The 25190-nt window shown below is 68.7% G+C and carries 23 protein-coding genes; 13 read left to right on the plus strand and 10 right to left on the minus strand.

Going from position 1 to position 25190, the window contains the following annotated elements:
* The first annotated feature begins 17 nt into the window (after positions 1-17).
* The 6 genes from ACZ6DL_RS31500 (at position 18) to ACZ6DL_RS31525 (ending at position 8010) form a co-directional block, all read left to right on the plus strand.
* Positions 18-1547, plus strand: coding sequence for a flavin-containing monooxygenase (locus ACZ6DL_RS31500; RefSeq protein ID WP_466056549.1), 1530 nt, complete (start codon positions 18-20; stop codon positions 1545-1547).
* Positions 1544-2374: an SDR family NAD(P)-dependent oxidoreductase gene (locus tag ACZ6DL_RS31505; protein WP_357125280.1), complete on the plus strand. Its 831-nt coding sequence runs from the start codon at positions 1544-1546 to the stop codon at positions 2372-2374. The genes ACZ6DL_RS31500 and ACZ6DL_RS31505 overlap by 4 nt, the downstream gene beginning before the upstream one ends.
* Before the next feature lie 22 nt (positions 2375-2396).
* Positions 2397-3314, plus strand: coding sequence for an alpha/beta hydrolase (locus tag ACZ6DL_RS31510; protein ID WP_466056551.1), 918 nt, complete (start codon positions 2397-2399; stop codon positions 3312-3314).
* Between the two features lie 118 nt (positions 3315-3432).
* The gene (locus ACZ6DL_RS31515; protein WP_466056553.1) at positions 3433-5226 is read left to right on the plus strand and encodes an AMP-dependent synthetase/ligase; all 1794 of its coding nucleotides are present in this window, start codon (positions 3433-3435) and stop codon (positions 5224-5226) included.
* A gap of 230 nt (positions 5227-5456) precedes the next feature.
* Positions 5457-7283 carry a molybdopterin-dependent oxidoreductase gene (locus ACZ6DL_RS31520; RefSeq protein ID WP_466056555.1) on the plus strand — a complete coding sequence of 609 codons (1827 nt, stop codon included), beginning with the start codon at positions 5457-5459 and terminating at the stop codon, positions 7281-7283.
* Positions 7284-7395: 112 nt separating this feature from the next.
* On the plus strand, positions 7396-8010 hold the full coding sequence (locus tag ACZ6DL_RS31525) for a Uma2 family endonuclease (protein WP_466056557.1): 615 nt from the start codon (positions 7396-7398) through the stop codon (positions 8008-8010).
* 42 nt (positions 8011-8052) lie between these two features.
* Here ACZ6DL_RS31525 and ACZ6DL_RS31530 read toward each other — a convergent pair whose 3' ends face one another.
* From ACZ6DL_RS31530 to ACZ6DL_RS31540, 3 genes are all read right to left on the minus strand, one after another.
* Positions 8053-9531 carry a DHA2 family efflux MFS transporter permease subunit gene (locus ACZ6DL_RS31530; RefSeq protein WP_466056559.1) on the minus strand — a complete coding sequence of 493 codons (1479 nt, stop codon included), beginning with the start codon at positions 9529-9531 and terminating at the stop codon, positions 8053-8055.
* A gap of 11 nt (positions 9532-9542) precedes the next feature.
* The gene (locus ACZ6DL_RS31535; protein ID WP_466056561.1) at positions 9543-10238 is read right to left on the minus strand and encodes a PadR family transcriptional regulator; all 696 of its coding nucleotides are present in this window, start codon (positions 10236-10238) and stop codon (positions 9543-9545) included.
* Between the two features lie 481 nt (positions 10239-10719).
* Positions 10720-11610 carry a glycine betaine ABC transporter substrate-binding protein gene (locus tag ACZ6DL_RS31540; protein ID WP_466056563.1) on the minus strand — a complete coding sequence of 297 codons (891 nt, stop codon included), beginning with the start codon at positions 11608-11610 and terminating at the stop codon, positions 10720-10722.
* A 134-nt stretch (positions 11611-11744) separates the two neighbouring features.
* Between ACZ6DL_RS31540 and ACZ6DL_RS31545 the strand changes: the two genes are divergently transcribed.
* From ACZ6DL_RS31545 to ACZ6DL_RS31560, 4 genes are read left to right on the plus strand one after another with little or no spacing between them, the layout of a single operon-like run.
* On the plus strand, positions 11745-12740 hold the full coding sequence (locus ACZ6DL_RS31545) for an ABC transporter substrate-binding protein (protein WP_466056565.1): 996 nt from the start codon (positions 11745-11747) through the stop codon (positions 12738-12740).
* 13 nt (positions 12741-12753) lie between these two features.
* Positions 12754-13902 (plus strand): ABC transporter ATP-binding protein, encoded by a 1149-nt coding sequence (locus ACZ6DL_RS31550; protein ID WP_466056567.1) that lies wholly within the window; start codon positions 12754-12756, stop codon positions 13900-13902.
* 6 nt (positions 13903-13908) lie between these two features.
* On the plus strand, positions 13909-14577 hold the full coding sequence (locus tag ACZ6DL_RS31555; protein ID WP_062976456.1) for an ABC transporter permease: 669 nt from the start codon (positions 13909-13911) through the stop codon (positions 14575-14577).
* A complete protein-coding gene (locus tag ACZ6DL_RS31560) occupies positions 14574-15290 on the plus strand; it encodes an ABC transporter permease (protein ID WP_466056569.1) in 717 nt (238 codons plus the stop codon). The genes ACZ6DL_RS31555 and ACZ6DL_RS31560 overlap by 4 nt, the downstream gene beginning before the upstream one ends.
* Positions 15291-15371: 81 nt before the next feature.
* Here the strand turns inward: ACZ6DL_RS31560 and ACZ6DL_RS31565 are convergent, their stop codons facing one another.
* The 4 genes from ACZ6DL_RS31565 to ACZ6DL_RS31580 all read right to left on the minus strand — a co-directional run bounded on the left by ACZ6DL_RS31565 (position 15372) and on the right by ACZ6DL_RS31580 (position 19790).
* On the minus strand, positions 15372-16568 hold the full coding sequence (locus ACZ6DL_RS31565) for an NAD(P)-dependent malic enzyme (protein ID WP_040869456.1): 1197 nt from the start codon (positions 16566-16568) through the stop codon (positions 15372-15374).
* Positions 16569-17088: 520 nt separating this feature from the next.
* Positions 17089-18621 (minus strand): FAD-dependent oxidoreductase, encoded by a 1533-nt coding sequence (locus ACZ6DL_RS31570; protein ID WP_466056571.1) that lies wholly within the window; start codon positions 18619-18621, stop codon positions 17089-17091.
* A 51-nt stretch (positions 18622-18672) separates the two neighbouring features.
* A complete protein-coding gene (locus ACZ6DL_RS31575) occupies positions 18673-18939 on the minus strand; it encodes a hypothetical protein (protein ID WP_051175505.1) in 267 nt (88 codons plus the stop codon).
* A complete protein-coding gene (locus ACZ6DL_RS31580) occupies positions 18936-19790 on the minus strand; it encodes a PHP domain-containing protein (RefSeq protein WP_466056573.1) in 855 nt (284 codons plus the stop codon). The genes ACZ6DL_RS31575 and ACZ6DL_RS31580 overlap by 4 nt, the downstream gene beginning before the upstream one ends.
* Before the next feature lie 75 nt (positions 19791-19865).
* Between ACZ6DL_RS31580 and ACZ6DL_RS31585 the strand changes: the two genes are divergently transcribed.
* The gene (locus ACZ6DL_RS31585) at positions 19866-20945 is read left to right on the plus strand and encodes a magnesium and cobalt transport protein CorA (protein ID WP_466056598.1); all 1080 of its coding nucleotides are present in this window, start codon (positions 19866-19868) and stop codon (positions 20943-20945) included.
* Positions 20946-20957: 12 nt separating this feature from the next.
* Here the strand turns inward: ACZ6DL_RS31585 and ACZ6DL_RS31590 are convergent, their stop codons facing one another.
* Genes ACZ6DL_RS31590 through ACZ6DL_RS31600 form a run of 3 tightly spaced genes read right to left on the minus strand, consistent with a single transcriptional unit; the run spans position 20958 to position 23003 of the window.
* Positions 20958-21539: a suppressor of fused domain protein gene (locus ACZ6DL_RS31590; protein WP_466056575.1), complete on the minus strand. Its 582-nt coding sequence runs from the start codon at positions 21537-21539 to the stop codon at positions 20958-20960.
* A 3-nt stretch (positions 21540-21542) separates the two neighbouring features.
* Positions 21543-22034, minus strand: coding sequence for a YflT domain-containing protein (locus ACZ6DL_RS31595; protein WP_466056577.1), 492 nt, complete (start codon positions 22032-22034; stop codon positions 21543-21545).
* A 12-nt stretch (positions 22035-22046) separates the two neighbouring features.
* A complete protein-coding gene (locus tag ACZ6DL_RS31600) occupies positions 22047-23003 on the minus strand; it encodes an HpcH/HpaI aldolase/citrate lyase family protein (RefSeq protein ID WP_466056579.1) in 957 nt (318 codons plus the stop codon).
* 62 nt (positions 23004-23065) lie between these two features.
* Here ACZ6DL_RS31600 and ACZ6DL_RS31605 point away from each other — a divergent pair, with 62 nt between their 5' ends.
* Both ACZ6DL_RS31605 and ACZ6DL_RS31610 read left to right on the plus strand, forming a co-directional pair.
* A complete protein-coding gene (locus tag ACZ6DL_RS31605) occupies positions 23066-24346 on the plus strand; it encodes a magnesium transporter MgtE N-terminal domain-containing protein (protein WP_466056581.1) in 1281 nt (426 codons plus the stop codon).
* Positions 24347-24404: 58 nt separating this feature from the next.
* Complete coding sequence (locus tag ACZ6DL_RS31610) at positions 24405-25034, plus strand: DUF1003 domain-containing protein (protein WP_466056600.1); 630 nt, start codon at positions 24405-24407, stop codon at positions 25032-25034.
* Positions 25035-25190: the final 156 nt, after the last annotated feature.

Consider the following 25190-nt stretch of genomic DNA (forward strand, 5'->3'; position numbering starts at 1 on the left):
ACCGTAGGCTGCGTTACATGAGTCGCAAGGTTACAGACAAAGCTGTCGCCGGCCGATCCACGCGCCACGCCAGGACGATCATCATCGGCAGCGGGTTCGCGGGTCTGGGTCTGGCCATCCGGCTGACCCAGCAGGGTCGCAACGACTTCCTCGTGCTCGAACGCGGCAGCGATGTCGGCGGCACCTGGCGCGACAACACCTACCCCGGCGCGGCCTGCGACGTTCCTTCGCACCTGTACTCGTACTCGTTCGCGCTGAACCCGGACTGGTCGCGGTCGTTCTCCAAGCAGGGCGAGATCCAGCAGTACATCCAGGACGTGTCCAAGCGCTACGACGTGCGCGACAAGCACGTCTTCGACTGCGACGTGACCAGCGCCCGCTGGAACACCGAGACCGCGCTGTGGGAGATCGAGTCGAGCAAGGGCAGCTTCACCGCCGACACGGTGGTTTCGGCGGTCGGCGCGCTGTGCGAGCCCGCGCTGCCGGACATCAAAGGCATCAACGACTTCGAAGGCGAGATCTTCCACTCCGCCCGCTGGAATCACGACGCCGATCTCACCGGTAAGCGGGTCGCCATCATCGGAACCGGCGCCTCGGCCATCCAGATCGTGCCCGCCATCGCTCCGAAGGTCGGCCACCTGGACGTCTACCAGCGCACCGCACCCTGGCTGCTGCCGCGCCTGGACCGCCCGTACACGAAGGCCGAGCGACTCGCCTTCAAGCACGTGCCGGGCCTGCAGCGACTATCCCGCGCGGCCATCTACGCCGCGCGCGAGACCCAGGTGGTCGGCCTGGCCAAGGTTCCGGCCCTGATGCAGCTGTTCGAGGCGATCGCGAAGGCGAAACTGCGCTACGAGATTCGTGATCCGCAGTTGCGCGCCAAGGTCACGCCGAACTTCCGGATCGGCTGCAAGCGCATGCTGATCTCCAACGACTACTACCCCGCGCTGGCACGCCCCAACGTCGACGTGGTCACCGACGGCATCGCCGAGGTGCGCGCGAACTCGATCGTCACCGAGGACGGCACCGAGCGCGAGATCGACGCGCTGATCGTGGCGACCGGCTTCCACGTCACCGACTCGCCGACCTACGAGACGATCTTCGGCCGCGACGGGCGCACGCTGTCGGAGGTGTTCGACGAGATCGGCCAGCAGGGCTACAAGGGCTCGACGATCGCCAACTTCCCCAATATGTTCTTCCTGCTCGGCCCGAACGTCGGCCTCGGGCACACCTCGATGGTGTACATGATCGAATCGCAGATCAACTACGTCGCCGACGCGCTGGCTACCATCGACCGCCTCGACCTGCGTACCGTGGAAGTGCGCCGCGACGTGCAGGATGCCTACAACAAGGACTTGCAGGCGAAACTGGCAGGCAGTGTCTGGCTGACCGGCGGGTGCTCGAGCTGGTACCTGGACAAGCACGGCAACAACACCACGTTGTGGCCGGACTTCACCTTCGAATTCCGTCGCCTGACCAGGACATTCGACGTGTCGGCGTACGACATCTCCATTTCCCGAACCGATGTGAAAGCAGTGGCATCGTGAGCAATGACGCTTACTTCAAGAACAAGGTCTGTGTGATCACCGGAGCGGGCTCCGGGATCGGCCGTGCGCTGGCGGAGAACCTGGCTCGGCGCGGCGCCAAACTGGCGCTGTCGGATATCGACGTCGACGGCCTCGCCGAGACCACGCGGCGCTGCGAGCAGCTCGGCGCGCAGGTCAAGTCCGACCGGCTGAACGTGGTCGAACGCGAAGCGGTGATCCTCTACGCCGACGCGGTGAAAGCGCACTTCGGCACCGTGCACCAGGTCTACAACAACGCGGGCATCGCCCACCACGGCGAGGTCATCCGCTCGGAGTACAAGGACTTCGAGCGCGTGATGGACGTCGACTTCTGGGGCGTCGTCAACGGCACCAAGGCGTTCCTGCCGATGGTGATCGAGTCCGGCGACGGCCACATCGTCAACGTGTCCAGCCTCTTCGGCCTCATCGCGATCCCCGGCCAGAGCGCCTACAACGCGGCGAAGTTCGCGGTGCGCGGTTTCACCGAGTCGCTGCGCCAGGAGATGCTGGTGGCCCGGCACCCGGTCAAGGTCACCTGCGTGCATCCCGGTGGCATCAAGACCGCGGTCGCGCGCAACGCCACCTACGCCGAGGGCATCGACAGCAAGTCGGCCGCCTCGATGTTCGACAAGAAGCTGGCCATCCACACCCCCGAGATGGCGGCGCAGACCATCACCGAGGGCGTGCGCAAGGGCCACGGCCGCGTGCTGATCGGCTGGGAGGCCAAGCTGCTGGATCTGTTCGTGCGGGTGACCGCGTCGGGCTACCAGCGGATCGCGGCCAACGTCGAGCGCCGCTTCCTGCCCTGAGCCGGGATCCGAGGAACGACGAATGCGCGACATCGACCTTCCGCTGCCCCTGGCGCGGGCCATACTGAATCCGATCTTCCGGGTGACGCTGAACAAGCGGTTGCCGTTCACGATGCAGCGCAGGCTGCTCGACGTGAGTTCACGGGCGCAGCCGTTGCCCGCGGGCGCCCTCGTGCAGCCCCTGCGCCTCGGCGGCAGGCCCGCCGAGCGGATCGGCTTCGCGGACACCTCCGGGCACGGCGCGGTTCTCTATCTGCACGGAGGCGGATACGCGGTCGGCTCGCCCGCGACGCACCGCTCGCTGGCGGCCCGGCTGGCGCGGGACACCGGGTGCGCGGTCTACGTGCTGGACTACCGGCTGGCGCCGGAGCATCCCTTCCCCGCCGCACTGGAGGACGCCGAAGCGGCGTTCCTGGAGCTCGTGGCGAGTTCGGGTCTGCGGCCGGATCAGATCGCCGTCTCCGGCGATTCCGCGGGCGGCGGCCTGTCGCTCGCGCTCGCGCAGCGCCTGATCGCCCGGCACGGGCAGACCCCGGCCGCGCTCGGTTTGATCGCCCCCTGGGCCGACCCCAACGAGATCCCGGAGCGGGAACGCGATCTGGTGATCAACAAGCCCTGGTCACGAGCCTGCGCGGCCGCCTACCTGGGCGACGGCGACGGGGCCGACCCGGCCTACGCCCCGCTGACCGGTGAGCTGCGCGGCCTGCCGCCCACCTACGTGCAGGTGGACGTCAGCGAGTTGCTGCACCGCCAGTGCGTCGCACTGGTCGCCGCCCTGCGCGATGCGGGCGTACACGTCCGCTTCACCGAGAGCAAGGGCTTGTGGCACGTCGCTCAGCTGCAGGCCGCGCTGGCCGGGCCCGCGTCGGCCGCGCTGCGCGAACTCGCGGAGTTCCTGCGCGAAGCCATTCAACCGGCGGACCTGCGCGAACTAGGATGAAACCCGAGCGGGTCCCCAGCCTGCGGTGATGTACGGAGGCGATTCCGGTGGTCGACCTCACGGCCCCCGCGCAGGTGTCGTAGATTACTGGCGAGTAAACCCACGTGGAAGGGCACTGATGCGAGAGTTCGAAGTCCCGGCTTCCTACACCATTCCGGATGACGCGAACAATTCCGACAACGTCTTCCGCCACGCCGAACAGACACCGAACACGGTGCTGTTCAACGTGCCGAGCGGCAGTGGCGGCTGGCGGGATATCACCGCCGCGGAGTTCGCGAAAACCGTCACCGGGGTGGCGAAAGGCCTGATCGCTTCGGGGCTCGAACTCGGCGATCGCGTCGCCATCATGGCCCCCACTCGCTACGAGTGGGCCGTCCTCGATTTCGCCATCTGGGCCGCGGGCGGCTGCACCGTCGCGATCTACGACAGTTCCGCCGCCGAGCAGGCCAAGTGGATCCTGCAGGACTCGGCCACCAAGCTGCTGATCCTGGACAGCGACAAGCACCGCAAGGTGATCGACGAGATCGAATCCGGGTCGCTGCCGGACCTGCGGGAGACCCTGCAGATCGACAAGGGCGCGCTGGACGAGCTGACCACCCGCGGCGCCGAGCTGGACGACCAGGCGGTGCACGAGCGTCGCGCCCAGGTCGGCGCGCAGTCGCCCGCCACCCTGATCTACACCTCGGGCACCACCGGCCGTCCCAAGGGCGTCATGCTGACCCACGCGAACCTGTACGCGGAGTCCAAGTCCGACCGGATCGCGCTGAACAAGTACGTCACCGAGGGCAAGAAGACCCTCATGTTCCTGCCGCTGGCGCACGTCTTCGCCCGCGCCGTCGCGCTGGCCGCGTTCGACGCGAAGGTCATCGTCGCGCACACCGCCGACTGGTCCACCCTGGTCGAGCAGTTCGGCAGCTACCAGCCGCACTTCATCCTCTCGGTGCCGCGAGTGTTCGAGAAGGTGTTCAACAGCGCCAAGCAGAAGGCGCACGACGGCGGCAAGGGCAAGATCTTCGACGCCGCCGCCGATACCGCGATCGCGTGGAGCGAGGCGCTCGACAACGGCGGACCGGGCATCGCGCTGAAGCTGAAGCACGCGCTGTTCGACAAGCTGGTCTACAGCAAGCTGCGCGCCGCCCTCGGCGGCCAGTGCGAGGCGGCCGTCTCCGGCGGCGGTCCGCTCGGTGCGCGGCTGGGTCACTTCTTCCGCGGCGTCGGTGTGACCATCTACGAGGGTTACGGTCTCACCGAGACCACCGCGGCCATTGCCGTGAACACCCCGGAGCGGATCCGGGTCGGCTCGGTCGGCCGCCCGATCGAGGGTCACGCCGCGAAGATCGCCGAGGACGGCGAGTTGCTGCTGCGCGGCTCCGTCGTGTTCAGCGGCTACTGGGGCAACGCGGAGGCCACCGAGGACGCCTTCGAGGACGGCTGGTTCAAGACCGGCGACCTCGGCGCCATCGACGGCGACGGCTTCATCACCATCACCGGCCGCAAGAAGGAGATCATCGTCACCGCCGGTGGCAAGAACGTCTCCCCCGCGCTGCTGGAGGACTCGCTGCGGGCGCACCCGCTGATCAGCCAGGTGATGGTGGTCGGCGACGGTCAGCCGTTCATCGGCGCGCTGATCACGCTGGACCCGGAGTCGCTGCCCGGCTGGAAGGAACGCAACAGCCTGCCCGCCGACACCCCGATCGAGAAGCTGATCGAGAACCCGGATCTGATCGCCGAGGTGGACGCGGCGGTGGCCGAGACCAACAAGAAGGTCTCGCACGCAGAGCAGATCAAGAAGATTCGTCTGCTGACCATCGACTGGACCCAGGAGACCGGCGAGCTCACCCCGAAGATGTCGCTCAAGCGCGCGGTCGTGATGAAGCAGCACGCCGACGACGTGGCGAGCATCTACAACTGAGCTGATCGCGGTGAGGCGCTGTCCGCTGTTCGCGGACAGCGCCTTTCGCGTATCCCGGCTGGTCCACGACGAACAGTCCCCGGCCACACCACCGGCGCGCGCGCCGCGACCACGACCGAATGCACCGCGAGTGAGATCGCCGGGTCGGAGTTCGTCGGCGATCGAGCGTCGACGACGGTTGCCGACCGGGTCAGCGGTTGCGGCGGCCCACCCGCAGTAGTCTCGATGCCATGGCCGATCTGCGACTGCGCGTGCCGGCCGGGATGCTCTCGGCGGGCCTGACGCTGGGCGTGGCCGAACTCCTCGCGGCTGTTCTCGATCCCGGCAGCGCGCCGCTGCACGTCCTCGGATCGGCCGTCGTCGACCACACGCCCGACGGGTTGCGGGAATGGGCCATCACGACCTTCGGCACCAACGACAAGGCCGCGCTGTACCTGATCATGGGCGTGATCACCGTGCTGGTCGCCGGACTGGCCGGTGCGATCGAACGGACCGGCCGGGCCGCCGGTTCGTGGTTGTTCGTGGGGTTCGGGGTGGTCACGGCATGGGTGGCGGTGACGCGTACCGGTCTGTCCGGCGCGTTGCCTACGGTCGTCGGCGTTGCCGCGGGCATCTACGCGCTGCGCGCGCTGACCCGTCGCATCGATGCGGCCGTCGAGAAGTCCTCTGGCGAAAGCCGAACCGGCGCGACGCTGCCGACCGGCGATTCCGAGGTGCCGACCGAGACCGGTGGGTCGGCGTCCACCCCGGGCGGCGGACATCGAGGGAGTTCCGGACCTGCGTCCGATGTCGACGAAACGTCCGACCCCGCCGGGGGCACCGGTTCGCCTCGGGATGTGCAGGGCACTCCGGCGAGCACGAAAGCTCCTGACGCACAGCGGTACGAAGCAAATCCGGCTGGAGTGACGAACGCGATCGCGCCGGCAGCGGGGGCATCGAGCGCTACCGGGTCGTCCTCGCCGGTGGCCGACACCAACCGGTCCCGCGCTGCGGAGCGCAGGCAAATCTTGCGTGGACTTCTGGTGGTCGGCGGATCAGCCGTGGTCACCGGGGTCGGCGGTCGCGTGCTCGGCGCCCGCCGCAGCGACGTATCCGGCGAGCGCGCCGCGGTGCGGCTGCCGGAACCCTCCGCCCCTGCCGAGCCGGTCGCGCCCGGCGTCGATCTCCGCGTACCCGGGCTCACGCCCTATCTGACCCCGAACGACGACTTCTACCGGATCGACACCGCGCTGATCGTGCCGCAGGTGTCCAAGGACAGCTGGTCGCTGCGCATCCACGGCATGGTCGAGCGCGAGATTCGGCTCGACTGGGCGGATCTGGCGAATCGTCCGGTGGAGCAACACCTGGTCACGCTGGCCTGTGTGTCGAATCCGGTCGGCGGCGACCTGATCGGCAACGCGCGCTGGCTCGGCTACCGCGTGGATCGGCTGCTGGCCGAGGCGGGCCCGCACCCCGACGCGGACATGGTGCTCTCGCGCAGCGCCGACGGCTGGACCGCGGGCACCCCGCTGGCGGTGCTCACCGACGGACGCGACGCCCTGCTCGCGATCGGCATGAACGGCGAGCCCCTTCCTGTGCAGCACGGTTATCCCGCCCGGTTGGTCGTGCCCGGACTCTACGGCTACGTCTCGGCCACCAAGTGGGTGACCGAATTGGAAGTCACCCGCTTCGACCGCGCCACCGCGTATTGGACGCGCCGCGGCTGGTCGGCACTCGGCCCGATCAAGACCGGCACCCGCATCGACACCCCCCGCGCCCGCGGCCGCCTCCAGTCCGGCCGCGTCCCCATCGCCGGTGTCGCGTGGGCCCAGCACCGCGGCATCCGCGCGGTGGAGGTCCAGATCGACAACGGTCCCTGGCAGCAGGCCCGCCTTTCCGAGGAACAGTCCATCGACACCTGGCGCCAGTGGGTCTTCGACTGGGATGCCACCTCCGGCCCGCACACCGTGCGCGCCCGCGCCACCGACGGCTCCGGCGAAACCCAAACCGCCGACCGCCGCGATGTGATCCCCGACGGCGCCACCGGCTACCCCTCCGTCACCCTCAACGTAGGTTGACTTGTCTTTCCGACGGGCGCGAACTAGCAGGCAATGAACACCTGTCGACCGGATAGGATCGGACGAGTCCGGTAGTCGTCGGCCGTTCGAGGAGGGGGCCATGTCCGAAATCTTGGATTGGGCGCGCGAAGAGAACCTGCAGCCGGCGCCGATCACGTTGGAGATCTGGAAGAAGCTCCCCGAAGATTTCTGTCGCTTGGTGGAAGTGGTGAACGGCGAAGCCATTCGGGCCGAGTCGCCTACGAGGCCACATCAAAAGTCCGCTCGCAGGATAGCCGACTTCATCGAGACCGCTGCCGAAGCTCATATCAGCCGTCACCGTAGTGGATGCTTGGACGTCGATATGGATTTCGACGTGCTGCTGTGGGAGCTGCCCAGGATGACGATCCGGCGGCCGGACATCGCACTGTTCGATTGCGCTCCACCAGAACTTCGGCCGTTGCCCGCTTCCATGGTCAAACTGGTGGTCGAAGTGGTCTCACCGGGCACCGAGCGTGTGGACACGGCCGACAAGCTCGCGGAGTACGCGCTGGCCGGGATCCCGTGGTACTGGATCGCTTGGGTGTCGAATAACCGCGTGGATTCGATCGAGATCTACGTACTCGACCATGTGCTCGGCCAATATCGACCACATATGAAGCTGGAGCCCACCGATTCGCCGACCGTGATCGATGTGCCGTTCGAGATCAAAATCGACTGGAGCAGACTCGACGTGCTGGCACGCTGATGCCCGCCCGCAAACGTTATCCGGACGGGCATCAGCGAGGGGTCAACTGCTGAGATCGGCCTTGGCGCGTTCTTGCTCGGATTGCGCCGGGGCGGATTTGCCGTGGCGGATGAACAGCACCGAGGCGGCGACGCCGATGAGCAGGATGGCGGAGGGGAGCAGGGTGGACTGGCTCAGCGCGGTGCTGAAGGAATCCTTGACGAACTCCGGGATCGGCCCCTGGCCCGCGCCGCCTTCGGCGACCTTTCCGCCGCCCAGTCCGTTCGCCGTCATCCGGGCCGCCACCAGTGCGCTGATCGCCGCGCTGCCGAGGACCGAGCCCACCTGGCGGGTGGTGTTGTAGACGCCCGCGCCCGCACCGGCCTGCTGGACGGGCAGGTTGTGGGTGGCGGTGGACGCCAGCGGAGCCCAGATGCAGGCGTTGGCGAAGCCGGCCAGCGCCGCGGCCACCAGGAACCACGCCAGCGACGAGTGCGGTTCCATCAGGGCCGCGAACCAGAACACCGACAGCGCGAACAAGCCGAAGCCGACGGTGGGCACGATCCGCGGGTGCAAGCGGTCGGCGAACTTGCCGACCAGCGGGGCCGAGAAACCGGTCACGATCGCCATGGGTGCGAAGACCAGCGCCGACTTGGTCGGCGACAGCTCCCGCACGGCCTGCAGGTAGAAGTACGTCGGCACCATCAGGGAGGTCACCGCCGCGCCCATCGCGGCGATCGCGGCATTGGACAGCGCGAAGTTGCGGTCACGGAACAGGCTCAGCGGCAGCAGCGGCTCACCCTTGGTCTTGGCCTGGTTGACCAGGAAGACCGCGAGCACCACGATGCCCGCGCCGATCAGCAGCCAGATGCGCAACGACCAGTCGTAGCTGTTGCCCTCCTGGATGCCGAACACCAGCAGGAACATGCCGACGCCGCTGAGCAGCACGCCGGGGATGTCGAACTTGTGCTCGTGGGTCGGCAGTGCGGGCACCAGCCAGACCGCCAGTGCGAAGGCGACGACGCCGACCGGGACGTTCACGATGAAGATCCACTCCCAGCCGAGACCGTCCACCAGCACGCCGCCGAGGATCGGGCCGACCAGTGTCGCCAATCCCGCTACGCCACCCCACAGGCCCATGGCGGCGCCGCGCCGGTCCGGCGGAAAGGTCCGGGTGATGACGGCCATGGTCTGCGGCGTCATCAGTGCGGCGCCGATGCCCTGCGCGGCGCGGGCCGCGATCAGCATGCCGATGCTGCCGGACAGGCCGCACCACAGCGACGCCGTGGTGAATACCGCCAAGCCGATCAGATAGATGTTCTTGGGGCCGAATCGGTCGCCCAGCCGCCCGGTGACCAGCAGCGGCACCGCGTAGGTGAGCAGGTAAGCGCTGGTCACCCAGATCACCTGCGAGATGTCGGCGTGGAGGCTGGTCATGATCGCGGGATTGGCGACCGCGACGATCGTCATGTCCAGCAGGATCATGAAGAAGCCGACAACCAGCGCCAGTAGCGCGGGCCACGGATTACGTTGTGTGGACATCTGTTTCGTTCCTAACTCGGATTATCCGAAAAATTCGAGACGGGTTTCGCCACGCTGCCGGGGGGCACCGGTGGCGACACCGCGGAATCGGCGCCGTCGTAGGCGGAGCGCGCGCCGGTCAGGGGGTCGAAGGTCTCCCATTCGAGTGCGCCGCTGGCCAATTCGGCGGTGAACTCCTTGACCCAGGTGAGTTCGGCGGCGAGCAGAGCCCGCAGATAGGGCAGGGCGATCCAGTAGCGGCGGGGGACGACGTGCTCTTCGGCCCAGGCGCTCAGCATGTCGGCGTCGGCCAGTTCGGTTTCCAGGACGCCGATTCGTTCGCGCAGCAGCGCGAGCACCTCCGGCTTGGGCAGATTGTGCAACTCCCCCAGCGCCACCGGGAAGATCGGATACTCCGGGACGGGACGTCGCACGATCTCGGCGATCCGGTTGCGCAGCGCGTCCCTGCCTCGCCCGGTGATCCGGTAGGTGGTGCGCTCGGGCCGGTTGCCCGCCCGGTCGACGCCCTCGGCGCGGACCAGTTCCTGGTCGGCCAGCCGGGACACGGTGTGATACAGCGAACCGGGCCGCACCTTGACCAGCTTGTCCTCCCGCCGGGCGATCAGCGTCTGGAACATCTCGTACGGATGCATGGGCCGCTCCTCGAGCAGCGCGAGCACGGCGATGGCCAGCGGCGTCACCGATGGATGCGCCTGCCCTTGCCCCATGCCGGGTCACCTCCGTTGCTGATCGGTCGCCGTCCGGCACATTATCGCCGGGCGCCGACATGCTCCACGCTAAATATTCCACGTGGAATATACGGCTCGGAACAGTCTGCGGACAAGACGGATCGTCCCGTGATGAGCCACACAATCCTCGGCCTCGCGTATCGCCGCTCCCGATGACCTCGCGGATACACGACGAGAGGCCACCGAGACGTCAGGTTCTCGATGGCCTCTCGATTTCAGCTCCGGCCGAAGGTCGACACCGTTGGCGACCTGTCCAGCGCCGTTGCTGTTGCAAGACCGGAAATGAAGCGTTGTTCGCCAGGACCGATAGAAGGCCCGATTGCCACACTATGCCGCGGCTCACAATGGCGGCAGTGTCGGAGCCGACATCTATCGCTCGATTCCCGACAGCACCCGCGAGCGGTCGGGCGATTCGGGAGGGAGCGGACCGCCGCGAACGCCAGGCCGGAGACCCTCGCGACTACAGCGCGTGCTTGTCCAACCAAGCACGCGCGACGTCACCCGGCGCGGCGCCGTCGTCCCGGACACTGCGGATCATGTCCGCCAGCTCGTCGGTCGTCAGCTCGCCCGCGACGTAGTTCAGCTTCTTGATCTGCCGCTGGTCGAGCAGGCCTTTGCGGAACAGCGGCAGCACGTTCTCGGCGCGCACGGCGTAGTCGTCGTCGGCCAGCACGGCCAATCCGTCGGTCGCGCCGGGCGTCAGCTCAGGGGGACCACCGAGAAGACCGACTTGAACGCGTCCGTCCAGCAATGCCTTCCGTAACGCGGCCGGATCCGGGAAGGCCACGGTGGCCGCGAAGTCGCACCCGTCGACGCGCTCACGCCCGGCGGAAGGCAGCAGGCCCGGCGTGGTCGCCACACCGGCGGTCAGCCCGCCGCAGCGCGGCGCGAGATCGCCCACCGTCCGCACCTTGTCCTGGGCCGCCGCCTGCGCGGTGAGCAGCAGCCGCGGCCGCAGATCGGCGCCCTCGGCACGGTCGGAGACCACCAGCCCTTCGGGCAGCGCGGCGCTCACCGCCTTCACCACCTCTTCGGGGAGCCGAACCGTCGCGTGTTCGTCGAGGTGGGCGAGCAACGTCCCGGTGTGCTCACCGACCACTTGAACCCGGTCGGCGTCGAGCGCCGCGAGGTAGTCCGCGCGGTTGCCCAGCCCCGGGGCGACCGCGGTGCGCGCGCCGGTCCGCGCCAGTGCGCCCGCGTAGATCTCGGCGAGCACCGACGACTCGATCGAATCACCCGCGGCTACGGTGATCGACGGCGCCGGCTCGTCGTTCCCGCAGGATACGGCCAAGGCGACCGAAGCGACGACCAGCAACCGAGCCAGCACCCGCTGTGACGCGGCCAACACCATCCGGCGACACCAACCCTCCGACGAATCGACACAGCCAACGGGAAAACCCGGAAGCGGGCAGTATGGACACCCAGAATGTACCGGCGGCCGTTCGGTGCCGAGCCCGCGCCCGCCGTCCTGTCGGAAGGACTCTCGTGAAATCCACCCGCACCCCCGACGCCGCCGCCGCGCGTCGGCGGCCCGCCGTGCGCGGCACGTTACGCGCCGCCCGCGTCCTCGCCGCCGCAGCCGTTCTCGCCGCCGCGATGATCCTGTCGGCTTGTGGCAATTCCGATCCGCTCGCCACCGGCGGCAGCTGTTCGGGAGAGGGATTGATCGTCGGTTCGGCGAATTTCCCGGAGTCCGAGACCGTCGCCAACGTGTACGCGGAGGCGTTGCGCGTCAACGGCTTCACCGTGGACACCAAGCTGAATATCGGCAGTCGCGAAGCCTATATTCCGGCGTTGCGGCAGTGCGCCATCTCGGTGATCCCGGAGTACACCGGTAACCTGCTGCAATACCTGGACAAGAACGCCACCGCCACCAGCGCGGCCGACGTGGAGAGCGCCCTCGGCAAGGCCCTCGGTTCCGATCTCGCGATCGGCGTACCGGCACCGGGAGAGGATTCGGACGCCGTCGTGGTCACCCGCGCCACCGCGCAGCGCTGGAATCTGAGCACCATCGCGGACCTGGCCGCGCACTCGGCCGAGGTGAAGTTCGGCGCCCCCGCCGAATTCCAGGAGCGAGCGGGCGGGTTACCCGGTCTGAAGAAGAACTACAACCTCGATATCGCGGCCGGCAACTTCGAGCCGATCGCCGACGGCGGCGGTCCCGCCACCGTGCGCGCGCTGGTCGAGGGCAAGGTGACCGCGGCCGATATCTTCACCACCTCACCGGCCATCGCTCAGAACGATCTCGTGGCGCTGCGCGACCCGAAGCACAACTTCCCCGCGCAGAACGTGGTGCCGCTGCTCAACGCGAGCAAGAAGTCGGACAAGGCGCTCGCGGTGCTGAACGCGGTGTCGGCGCAACTGACCACCGACGAGCTGCTTCATCTGAACGAGGCCGTCTCCGGAGCGGGCAAGACCGAGCCCAAAGCCGCCGCCGCGGCCTGGGTCGCCGCCAAGGGGCTGAACAAGCCGGTGGGCTAGGGAGGGGAATCCGTTGTCCGATATCGAATTCTCCGGTATCAGCAAGACCTATCCGGACGGCACCCACGCCGTCACCGACTTGGATCTGCGCATCGAATCCGGGTCGTTCACCGTGTTCGTCGGCCCCTCCGGCTGCGGGAAGACGACCTCGATGCGAATGATCAACCGCATGATCGTTCCGAGTTCGGGGACGATCACCATTGCCGGACAGGACATTTCGAAAGTCGATCCGGTCCGACTTCGCCTCGGGATCGGGTACGTCATCCAGAGCGGCGGCCTGCTGCCGCACCGTACGGTCGTCGACAATGTCGCGACCGTTCCGGTGCTGCGCGGCGACTCCCGGCGCGCAGCCCGCGCCGCGGCGCTCGAGGTGCTCGACCGGGTCGGCCTGGATCGCTCGCTGGCCCAGCGGTATCCGGCGCAGCTGTCGGGCGGCCAGCAGCAACGCGTCGGCGTGGCCCGCGCGCTGGCCGCGGACCCGCCGGTCCTGCTGATGGACGAACCGTTCAGTGCCGTCGACCCGGTGGTGCGCGCCGAATTGCAGATCGAAACGCAAAGGCTTCAGGCCGAATTGCACAAGACGATCGTGTTCGTCACGCATGACATCGACGAGGCGATCACGCTCGGCGATCGGGTGGCGGTGTTCGGTCCCGGCGGAGTGCTCCAGCAGTACGACCCGCCGCAGCGCCTGCTCGCTCAGCCCGCCACCGATTTCGTCGCCGATTTCGTGGGCCGTGATCGCGGTTATCGCGGGTTGTCCTTCCGCGCCGCGAACGATGTTCCGCTGCACGAGATCCGCACGGCCGTGGCGGACGAGGTGAAACAGCTGCGGCTGGACGCGGGCGAATGGGTGCTGGTGGTGGACGCGGCGAACAAGCCGGTCGGCTGGATGGACGTCACCGGGGTCGAAGGGTTCCGCGCGGGCCGCGCACTGGCCGACAGCATGTCGGCCGGTGGCTCACTGTTCACCCCGTCCGGCGACCTGCGCCAAGCGTTGGACGCCGCGATCTCCTCGCCCTCCGGAACAGGCGTGGCCGTGGACGACTCCGGCGCCGTGCGCGGTGGCGTGCTGGCCACCGAAGTACTCGAGCAGCTGGCCGGCCAGCGCGCACGGGAGGACGCCGAACGCAACCGCCACTTCTTCGAAGAACAGGTGCGATAGGCGGCCATGAGATACCTCGTCGAGAATTTCTCGGAGATCATGGGATTCACCGCGACCCATCTCTATCTCGCGCTGGTGCCGCTGCTGCTGGCCTTGGTGATCGCGATTCCGGCCGGTGCGCTGGTGCGGCGGGTGTCGTGGCTGCGCCGGGTCACGGTGACCGCCGCGAGCCTGGCCTACACCATCCCCTCACTGGCGCTGCTGGTGATCATTCCTCCGCTGGTGGGCATTTCGGCCATCGATCCGCTGAACGTGGTCATCGCGCTCACCATCTACTCCACGGCGCTGCTGGTGATCGCGGTCCCGGCCGCCCTGGATTCGGTGCCCGTCACCGTGCTCGACGCGGCCGACGCCGTCGGCTACGGCCCGCTGCGCCGCACGCTCACCGTGGACATGCCGCTGGCCGTGCCGGTCTTCGTATCCAGCCTGCGGGTGGTGCTGGTGACCAATATCGCGATGGTTTCGGTCGGCGCGCTGATCGGCGTCGGCGGGCTCGGCAAGCTGTTCACCCAGGGCTACCAGCGCGATTACCCAGACGAGATCATCGCGGGCGTCATCGTGACGCTCGCGCTGGCGCTGATCGCCGACCGGGCGGTGTACGCGCTGGGCCGCTGGGCGACGCCGTGGGTGCGCGCGGATGCCAGGACGGCGAAGGCGAAAGGCGCTGCCACATGAATCTGTTCCTCGACGCCTGGCACTACTTCACCGACGGCGCCAACTGGAGCGGTCCGTCCGGTATCGGGAGCCGGATCGTCCAGCATCTCTGGTACAGCTTCCTGACCATCGCCGTCTCCGCGGTGATCGCGGTACCGGTCGGCCTGATCATCGGCCACACCCGGCGGGGGGCGGCGGTGCTGGTCGGGTTCGCCAACGCCATGCGTGCGCTGCCGACCCTCGGCCTGCTGACGTTCCTGGTGCTGCTGCTCGGCCTCGGCCTGGTCCCCCCGCTGCTCGCCCTGGTCACGGTCGGCATTCCGCCGCTGCTCGCGGGCGCGTACGCCGGCATCGCGAACGTTCCCGCCGACGTCGTGGACGCCTCACGCGCCATGGGCATGACCGAGCGGCAGATCCTGTTCCGGGTGGAGGTGCCCAACGCGCTGCCCATCCTGCTCACCGGGCTGCGCGGCGCGACCCTGCAGGTGGTGGCCACCGCGACGATCGCCGCCTACGTCAACCTCGGCGGGCTGGGCCGGTACATCTTCGACGGCATCAGCCTCTACCGCTACGACCGGGTGCTGGTCGGCGCGCTGCTGGTGGCCGTGCTGGCGATGGTGCTGGACGGCCTGCTCGCGTTCGCGGTGTGGGCGAGCACGCCGGGTGTGGACCGGTTGCGCCGCGCGCCACGCCCCGCGGCCGCACCCGCTGCCGAGTCGCAGGCCACCGGCTGATCACGGCGAACACCGTTCCTACGACAAGGACGCCCCGTTCGATATGAACGGGGCGTCCTTGTAGCTGCCTGAGAATGCGCGTTACGCGACGCCCTCGGCGCGGGCGGCCGCGGCGACCGCTTCGGCGACGGCCGGGGCGACCCGCGGGTCCAGCGGGCTGGGCACGATCTTGTCCGGACCGAGTTCGTCGGCGACGACGCTGAGGATCGCGTCGGCGGCGGCGATCTTCATGCCCTCGGTGATCCGCCGGGCTCCCGCGTCCAGCGCGCCCTTGAAGACACCGGGGAACGCCAGCACGTTGTTGATCTGGTTCGGGAAATCACTGCGGCCGGTGGCCACGATCGCGGCGTACTTGCGCGCCACCTCGGGGTGGATCTCCGGGTCCGGGTTGGACATGGCGAACACGATCGACTCCGGCGCCATCGACGCGATGAGCTCTTCGGCGATCAGACCGGCGGACAGGCCGAGGAACACGTCGGCTCCCGCCAGCGCCTCGGCCGCGCCGCCGGTGAGGCCGCGCGGGTTGGTGCGGGTGGCCAGCTCGGCCTTCACCTCGTTGAGGTCGCCGCGCTCGCGGTTCACGATGCCCTTCGAGTCGAGCACGGTGACGTCGCGGACACCGGCGGCGAGCAGGATGTTCGTGCACGCGACACCGGCCGCGCCCGCGCCGGACACCACGACCTTCAGGCCCTCGATGCCGCGGCCCTGCACCTTGGCCGCGCCGTTGAGCGCCGCGAGCACCACGATGGCGGTGCCGTGCTGGTCGTCGTGCATCACCGGGCAGTCGAGCGCCTCGATGACGCGCTTCTCGATCTCGAAGCAGCGCGGCGCGGAGATGTCCTCCAGGTTCACCGCACCGAAGCTCGGGCGCAGCAGGATCAGTGTCTCGACGATCGCGTCGACGTCCTTGGTGTCCAACACGATCGGGATCGAATCCAGGCCGGCGAACTTCTTGAACAGCGCCGCCTTGCCCTCCATGACCGGCAGCGAGGCGCGCGGGCCGATGTCGCCGAGCCCGAGCACGGCGGTGCCGTCGCTGACCACGACCACGAGCCGATCGGTCCAGGTGTAGCGCTTCGCCAGCGCCTCGTCCTCGGCGATCGCGCGGCTGACCTGGGCGACGCCCGGGGTGTAGGCGATCGACAGATCACGCTGGGTCTCCAGCGGCGCACTGAGTTCGACCGAGAGCTTGCCGCCGAGATGTCCCGCGAAGATTTCGTCGTTTGTGATTTCGGACAGGCTTGCGGTGGAATTCGGTGCATCAGTCACAGGTGACACGATTTCACTCCTGCTCAGGTCGGGCTAAACCGGGGGACGGTTACCACTGGGTAATGGGTATAAGTCGTTTCACTACGCTCATCGAGTGCGCTGACCGGTATGTTTCGAGACGGATGCGAGCGGGCGAACACGACTTGCCGGTATCTCGATGGCGGGCGCGGCACTGATCCGCGAAACAGGAACCGGACGGGTGGGCCCGGACAGAACATGCGGTGCGATCTCGCGGGTCGCGACGGTACGTCGGCGAGGCGGAGACCTCCGTGATTCCCTCACCCGGCGGTGGCGGAGGTAAGGAATCCGACACATTCTGCCAGTCCGGTGGGCAAGTTGCCAAACCGGTTACCCCCTGGGCCGTGTCGCGCTCCATTACCCAACGGTAGGAGGCGGGAATTACCTTCAGGTAAGCGGAAACTCCCCGATCACGAGCCCGGCGCGGTGAGTGATCGCACCGCTCGCGGCATTGCCGGTGTGAGTCCCACGCGGCGGCGGGCGGGCGTGGCCACGGCAGCGCGGGCGATGATCATGCCACGATATCGCGGGGCTGCTCCGGCAGGCTCGGCGGCGCGTCGGGGCGCACCCACACACTGCGCACGCCACCCGAAATCAGCCGCATCCGCCAGGTGTCGGACGCGCCGGGATGATCGGTCCTGCGATGCATGCCACGGCTCTCGGTGCGCATGAGCGCGCTGTATTTCGTCCAGCGCGCCACCGCGAGCAGTGCGGCGGCCTGCCTGGCGCGCAGCAGGTCCACACCGCTTCCGCCCAGGTCGAATTCCGCGCCGGGCCACATCCCGTCGAGTTCGCCGATGCTGTCGCGCAGGCTGCCCGCGCTGCGCCAGTAGCTGCGCCGCAACGGCAAGGTGTGCTCTTGGACGAGGCCGACCACCGCTCGGGGGTCGATCCGCGCCACAGCGTTCAGCCCGGCTCCCGGCACCGCGCGCGCCGGGGCGCGGCGATCCGAGGTCCGCGCGAACTTCGCCGCGGCGGCGCCCGCCCACACACCCGACGCGATCGCCCACGCCCCGCTCAGTCCGCCGGATCCGCTCACCGCGCCGGTGATCGCCTCCCGGCTGACGACGTCGCCCGCCGCGAACAGGCCCGCGACGGTCGTCGCGCAATCCGGCCCGGTGACGGACAGTCCCCCGGTGCCGCGCACGGTGCCCTCCAGCACGGCCCGCAGCGGCACCCGCGTGGCGCGGTCGACGTGGCCCTGGTGTGTCGGCCGGGACCGGAAGGCGACCGGCACGTCGTCCAAGGCGGCGAATACGCGCTGTCCATCGGCGATGGCCGCGAGCGCCGCCGAGCGATGGCCGGGCAACTCGGCGCCGGATTCGTCGTAGAGGGAGGCGGATCGCGAGACGAAACCGCGGAGCGCGGCCTGCTCGGCCTGGTCCGGCGAGATCAGGCCGTAGCCGCAGGAGAATTCCATCCCGGACAGCTCGGCGCCCGCTTCCGCGGCGAACAGCAGGCCGTCGCCGGTGTCGACGTCGGTGCCGGCGGCGCCGGACAGGAACGCGCAGCCTCCCGTGGCCACCACCACCGCGCCCGCACGCACGCTCCAGCGCCGGAACCCCTCGTGCCCGCTCAGTCCGCCCGCGCCCGCCACCACCCCTTCGCGATCGACCAGCAATTGCAACGCGGGGTGATGGTCGAGTACGCGCACCCCGGCTTCCCGCAGCACCCGGCGCATCCGCCGCAGGTAGCGGGCGCCGTCCAGATGCATCCGCCGGCGCGCCGGATCACCGGCGATGCGACTACCCCACCGGGCCAATTGCTCGACCCGCTGATGGGTCTCCTCGAGCACGCGGTGCATCAGGTCAGGATCTCCCAGCCCGCCGCCGTGCGCGTGCGCGCGCCGCACCGCCTCCTCCCGCGCCGGACCGGGCGGGATGTGCCACAGGGAGATCGCGCCGCGCGCGGTCGGCCCGCTCGAGCCGCACTGCGCCTTGTCGACGAGTACGACGGTGGCGCCCGCCGCCGCGGCCGAGACGGCCGCCCAGGCACCGGCGGGACCACCGCCGATTACCAGTACATCCGTCTCGAGTTCAGTCACAAAGAAAAATGTTCCGGCACAATTCATCCGCCCGCAACCAATGCCCGGAAATCAGCTCCACCATTGTGTCCACAGCAATAGTCCAGCAGCCAGAAAAACGATCATGGATGCGGCGCAGGCGGCCACCCCACGGTGCCGGTCCGAATATATCTGCGCCGCGAGGGCGACCACCGCGGCCGCCACATGCCAGGTGACCGATTCTCCGCCGGGACCGGGGAAGCCGCGCCGATCCGCGAGCACAGCGGCGCCGACCACGACCAGCATGCCCACTACGGTGCCCCCGGCGACGATGCCGCTGAGTCCGCGCAGGAGTCTCACGGGGTGACCACCGGCACGCCGGATGCCTTGCCGACCAGCTTCTCGAACTGCGCGGGATCGGTGGTGTAGTCGCCGAGCCGGATGGACTTGTTCGAACCGTGGTAGTCCGACGAACCGGTGGTGAGCAGGCCGAGTTCGGCGGCGAGATCGGTGAGCACCGCGCGGTCGGCCGCGGAGTGGTCGGGGTGCGCGATCTCCAGGCCGCCGAGCCCGAGCGCGGCCAGCTCGCGGATGTCGTCGAGCGCGAGCAGCCTGCCCCGCTTGCGCGCCCTGGTGTGCGCCAGCACGCTCACCCCGCCCGCGGTGGCGATCATCTGCACCGCCCGACGCAGCGGGGTGTCGGCCTTCTCGGCGTAGTAGCGGCCGTGCGGGGCGAGCAATTCGTCGAACGCCGCGTCCACGCTCGGCACCACACCGGCGGCGACCAGCGCGCGGGCCAGGTGCGGCCGCCCCGCCGATGGACCGGCCGAGGCCAGCACGGCATCCGGATCGATCGGCAGTCCGTCGGCGGCCATCCGCTCGGCCATGGCGCGCAGCCGCTCCACCCGTTCGGCGCGCAGCCGCTCGCGTTCCTCGGCGAAGCCGCGATGGGCCGGGTCGAACAGGTAGGCCAGCAGATGCACGGGCACCGGCCAGCCGTCCTCGCCGAGGCCGACACACGACATCTCCATGCCGCGGACCAGCGTCATGCCCGCCGGTAGCGCGTCGACCGCTTCCGCCCAGCCCGCCGTGGTGTCGTGATCGGTGATCGCGACGACGTCCAGGCCCGCAGCGGCGGCGTTCCGCACGAGTTCGGCCGGGGTGTCGGTGCCGTCGGACGCGGTCGAGTGGGTATGGAGGTCGATGCGCACGCCTTCAAGTCTTACAGTGCGGCGGCGTCTTCCCGCACGCGCAGGCGACCTTCCGGCAGCCTGCGGCGACGTAGCATCGTCAGCGTGCCGTCCTTTTCTCCGCTCTCCTCACTCCGTGGATCCAGCCGAACGCCCGAACAGCGGTTGATTCCGGTTCCGACGGCGCAGGCGATCGTCGACTGTGCGGTGTACGTGGAGGGCAAGCGCCTGCCCGGACGCTTCACGCATGAAGCGGCCCTGGCGCGAGCCCGCGAGGAACACGGATTCGTCTGGGTCGGGCTGCACGACCCGGACCGCACGCAGGTGGCCGACATCGCCGAGACCTTCGGGCTGCATCCGCTGGCCGTGGAGTACGCCTTGGAGAAGCACCAGCGGCCGAAACTGGAGCGCTACGACGACTCGCTGCTGCTGTTGCTGCGCACGGTCAGCTACGTCGAGCACGAATTGAACAGTGTCAGCGAGATCGTGGAGACCGGCGAGATCATCGTGTTCACCGGCACCGACTTCGTGGTCGCCGTCCGGCACGGTGAGCATTCCGGGCTGGCCGAGGTGCGCAAGGCGCTGGAGGAGGACCCCGCGCAATTGGCGCTCGGCCCCGGCGCGGTGCTGCACGCGATCGCCGACCGGGTGGTGGACTCCTACATCGAGGTGGCCCAGTCGGTCGAGGACGATATCGACGCGATGGAGGAGGAGATCTTCACGCCGCGCAGCAGGGTCACCGTGGAATCCATCTACCAGCTCAAGCGCGAGGTGGTCGAGTTGCGGCGCGCGGTGAATCCGCTCGCCGCGCCGCTGGACCAGCTCGGTCACAAACCGGATCTGCCGGTGCCCAAGGAGGTCCGGCGCTATCTGCGCGACGTCGCGGAACAGCACGCCGCCGTCGCGGAACGGATCAACGATTTCGACGAGGCGCTCAGCGCGCTGATCAGCGCCGCGCTCGCCCGGATCGGCGTGCAGCAGAACACCGACATGCGCAAGATCTCGGCCTGGGTCGCGATCGCGGCGGTGCCGACGATGATCGCGGGCATCTACGGGATGAACTTCGATCACATGCCCGAACTGCACCAGGTCTGGGGTTATCCGATGGTGTGGGTGCTCATCCTCGCCATCTGCACGGGCTTGTTCTTCACCTTCCGCCGCAACAAGTGGCTGTAGCCGGGCGACCGATCACAAGCTGGCGGCGCCGCGCCTCGGGTCGCGCACGTCGATCCCCGCCTCCTGCCACGCCTCCCGCAACGCCTGCGCGCCGCGAACGCGTACCCACGCCGCCTCCGTCGCGGTCACCGGCGTCACCGCGAAGTACCGCACCGGCTCGGCCGGGTCGGGCAGCGGCACGGCCGGAATCTCGCTGTCGCCGAGCAGAACCGCGGTGAACGGCGCGTCGCGCCACATCGGCTCACCCAGATCCAGCAGCGCGTCCGCTTGCAGCACAACGCCTTCCACGACCGGAGCCGCGGCGAGCACGCCGAGTGATTTGGCCAGGCCGGAGCTGGCGCCGACGCCGGACCGCAACGTCAGCACCAGCTCGGCGCGCGGGCCGCGCACCGGGTCGGCGTGCACCGCGGCGGGATCACCCATCGGATGCCTGCTGGCGCCGAGCGTCACGTAGTGCACCAGATCGTCCTCGGCGATGCGCAGGATCTCGATCGGCTCCAAGCCCAGGAAGGTGACCGACGCGGCGTCGACGTGCGCGGCCTCCACCCCGAAATGGCCCAGCACCTCGGTGCGGACCGTCTCCAGTACTTCCATGCCTCAGATCGCCAGCCGTGCGAGCATGTCCCGCGCCTGTTCGGCCGACTTCGGATCGCACAGCACGTCGTAGCGGCCTGCCACCAACTGCATGGTGGAGGCGAAATCGCGCTGACCCCTGGTGGCCGCGTACGGGATCGAGGTCGAGATGACGCCGAAGATGACGCCGCCGATCAAGCCGACGAGCAGCGGACCAAACGCCCCACTGGTGGTGAACAGGCTCAGCAGCAGACCGAGGAACAGGCCGAGCCAAGCGCCCGACACCACGCCGCCGCCGATCACCTTGCCCCAGGTCAGCCGATAGAGGACCCGCTCGACCTGCATCAAGTCGACGCCCACGATGGTCACGTCCTGCACCGGGAACTGGTTGTCGGCCAGGTAGTCGACCGCCTTCTGCGCCTCGACATAGGTCGGATACGAGCCGACCGGCCAGCCCGACGGGGGTGTCGGGAGGCCCTGCCGCGCACGGCTCGAGTTCCCCAAGGGATTCGTCATGGTTCCATTCTGCTATTCCGACGCATCCCGCGGGGGTGTGAAACGCGTGGTGCGCGTCATTCCGGCGGCACGGCCCTTCTCCGCGATCACGTGCGCCATCTTTGCGCTGGCCTCGTCGATCATCTCGTCACCGAGCATCACCGCGCCGCGCGCGCCGCCCGCCGCCGAGGTGTGAAAGGCATAGGCGTCCAGGATCTCCTCGGCACGGTCGTAGTCCGACTGGCGCGGGCTGAAGATCTCGTTCGCCGCCTCGATCTGTCCGGGGTGCAGCACCCATTTGCCGTCGAATCCGAGCGCGGCCGTGCGCGCCGCGGCCCGCCGGAAACCCTCCACATCCCGGATTTGCAGGTACGGGCCGTCGATCGCCTGCAAGCCGTGCGCACGGGCCGCGAGCAGGATGGTCATCAGGATGTGGTGGTAGGCGTCGCCGGTGTCGTAGCCCTCCGGTTGTTCGCCGACCACCAAGGTGCGCATGTTGATGCTGGCCATGAAGTCCGCCGGGCCGAAGACCAGCGTCTGCACCCGGGGGCTCGCGGTGGCGATCGTGTCGATAGCGCGCAGCCCCGCCGCGTTCTCGATCTGCGGCTCGATACCGATCCGCCCGACGTCAAGGCCGCAGGCCTTCTCCAGCTGGGTCAGCAGCAGGTCCAGCGCGCGCACCTGGCCCGCGTCGGTCACCTTGGGCAGCAGGATCGCGTCCAGCGCCGCGCCCGCGCCCTCGACCACGGAAATGACGTCCGCGTAGGTCCATTCGGTGGTCCAGTCGTTGACCCGCACCACGCGCAGTTGCGTTCCCCACCCGGAGTCGTTCAGCGCCGCGACGATGTTCGCCCGCGCCTCGGCCTTCGCGACCGGGGCTACCGCGTCCTCCAGATCGAGAAACACCTCGTCGACGGGCAAGGTCTTGGCCTTCTCGATCATCTTCGGGTTGCTGCCCGGGCAGGCGAGCACCGAACGGCGCGGCTTCATGATCACTCCCGTCGATCGTGGCGGGGTGCGAACACCCGCCCGCGAACATCTAGCCTGACAGCATGGCAGCTACCAGGGTGTACGTCGCCAGGCTGGCCGGTTTGGCGGTGCTGGGACCGGACGGCGAGTCTATCGGCCGGATTCGCGACGTCGTCGTGGCCGTCCGTTCCGACCGCCAGCAACCGCGGGTGCACGGCTTGGTCGTCGAACTGCCCACCCGGCGGCGTATTTTCGTGCCGATCCTGCGGATCACCGCGATCGAACCCGGCGTGGTCACGCTGAACACCGGAACGGTGAGCCTGCGCCGTTTCAACCAGCGACCTGGCGAGATGCTCGCCCTGGCACAGATCGTCGACTCGGTGGTGCGGGTCGAGGACCCGGACCTGCCCGACCTGGCGGACGTGGACGTCCACGTGGTCGATCTCGGCATCGAGCAGACCCGTTCCAGGGACTGGCTGGTCAGCCGGGTCGCCGTGCGCGGGCACCGCAGGCTGGGCCGCAGGCGCACGGTGCACGTGGTGGACTGGACCATGGTGTCCGGCCTGACGCCCACCGAGATCGGCAGGCCGGGGCAGGACGTCACGCAACTGCTCGAACAGTTCGAAGGCATGCGCGCGGCCGACGTGGCGCAGCAGTTGCGCGAGCTGCCGGAGAAACGGCGGATCGAGGTGGCCGTCGCGCTGGACGACGAACGTCTGGCCGACGTGGTGCAGGAACTCCCCGACGACGAGCAGGTCGAGTTGCTCGGTCACCTGGAGGTGCGCAGGGCCGCCGACGTGCTGGAGGCGATGGACCCCGACGACGCCGCCGACCTGCTGGGCGAGCTTCCCGAGGGCGAGGCCGAATCGCTGCTCGCCCTGATGGACCCCCAGGAGTCCGAACCGGTGCGCAGGTTGCTCGAGCACTCCCCCTACAGCGCGGGCGGTCTGATGACGCCGAAGCCGATCATCCTGACGCCGTCGACGACGGTGGCCGAAGCGCTGGCGCGGGTGCGCAACCCGGACCTCACCCCGGCGCTGGCCTCCATGGTGTTCGTGGTGCGTCCGCCCACCGCGACGCCGACCGGCCGCTACCTCGGTTCGGTGCACATCCAGCAATTGCTGCGCGAACCCCCTGCCCACCTGGTTGGCGGCATTCTCGACACCGACCTGTCGCCGCTGCGCCCCGATCTCCCCTTGGCCACGGTGACCCGGTATTTCGCGACCTACAACCTGGTCTGCGGACCGGTGGTGGACGAGGAGAACCATCTGCTCGGCGCGGTCAGCGTCGACGACGTCCTCGACCACCTGTTGCCCGAGGACTGGCGCGACCAGGAAGAGACCGACGAGCGGGGCGGGGCGTGACCGCGCGGGGCCCCGCTCATGCCCGAAAGGACACACCGTGAGCGAGAACGACCCGGGCATGCGGCTCGGTCCCAGCAGGGCGCGCCAACGTTTGGAAACACCGATGGAAAGCCGGTTCCGCTTCGAGTGGGACGCCGAGGCTTTGGCCCGCAGCAGCGAACGGGTGGCTCGGTTCCTGGGAACCGGACGGTATTTGGCGGTCCAGACGATCCTGGTGCTGGTTTGGATTCTGCTGAACATCTTCGTGGTCGCCCTGCGCTGGGATCCGTACCCGTTCATCCTGCTGAATCTCGCGTTCTCCACCCAAGCCGCCTACGCGGCGCCGTTGATCCTGCTGGCGCAGAACCGGCAGGACAACCGGGACCGGGTCGCCCTGGAGGAGGACCGGGTGCGGGCCGCGCAGACCAAGGCGGACACCGAGTTCCTTGCCCGGGAACTCGCTGCGCTGCGCATCGCCGTCGGCGAAGTGGCCACCCGCGATTACCTGCGCCGGGAATTGGAAGAACTGAAAGGGATTCTGGACCGAATGGAGTACGGGGAATCCCCTGATCAGGAGACCCGGACGGAAAGCGGCGGAAAGGGTGGCCGCAAGAAAAGCTCCGGCCGAAAGCCCGCTCCAGCAGCGGTTTCACCGTCGGGAACCAGTGATCAACCGAAAATACCGAATAAGGACCTGACTGGTGGGTAACCTGGACAACGTTGTCCAGAGTGGCCGGCGCAGGGGTTGTCGTGACGGTCGCTCCCACGACGTCGAGGATTGGGTGTGGCCGAATGCGTGTATCTGCTCCGATAACGGTCTCGGCTTTGGTTGTTGCTGGTGTGGTGGTGAGTGGTTCGGGGGTGC

It is taken from the genome of Nocardia sp. NPDC041819 (assembly GCF_055590505.1).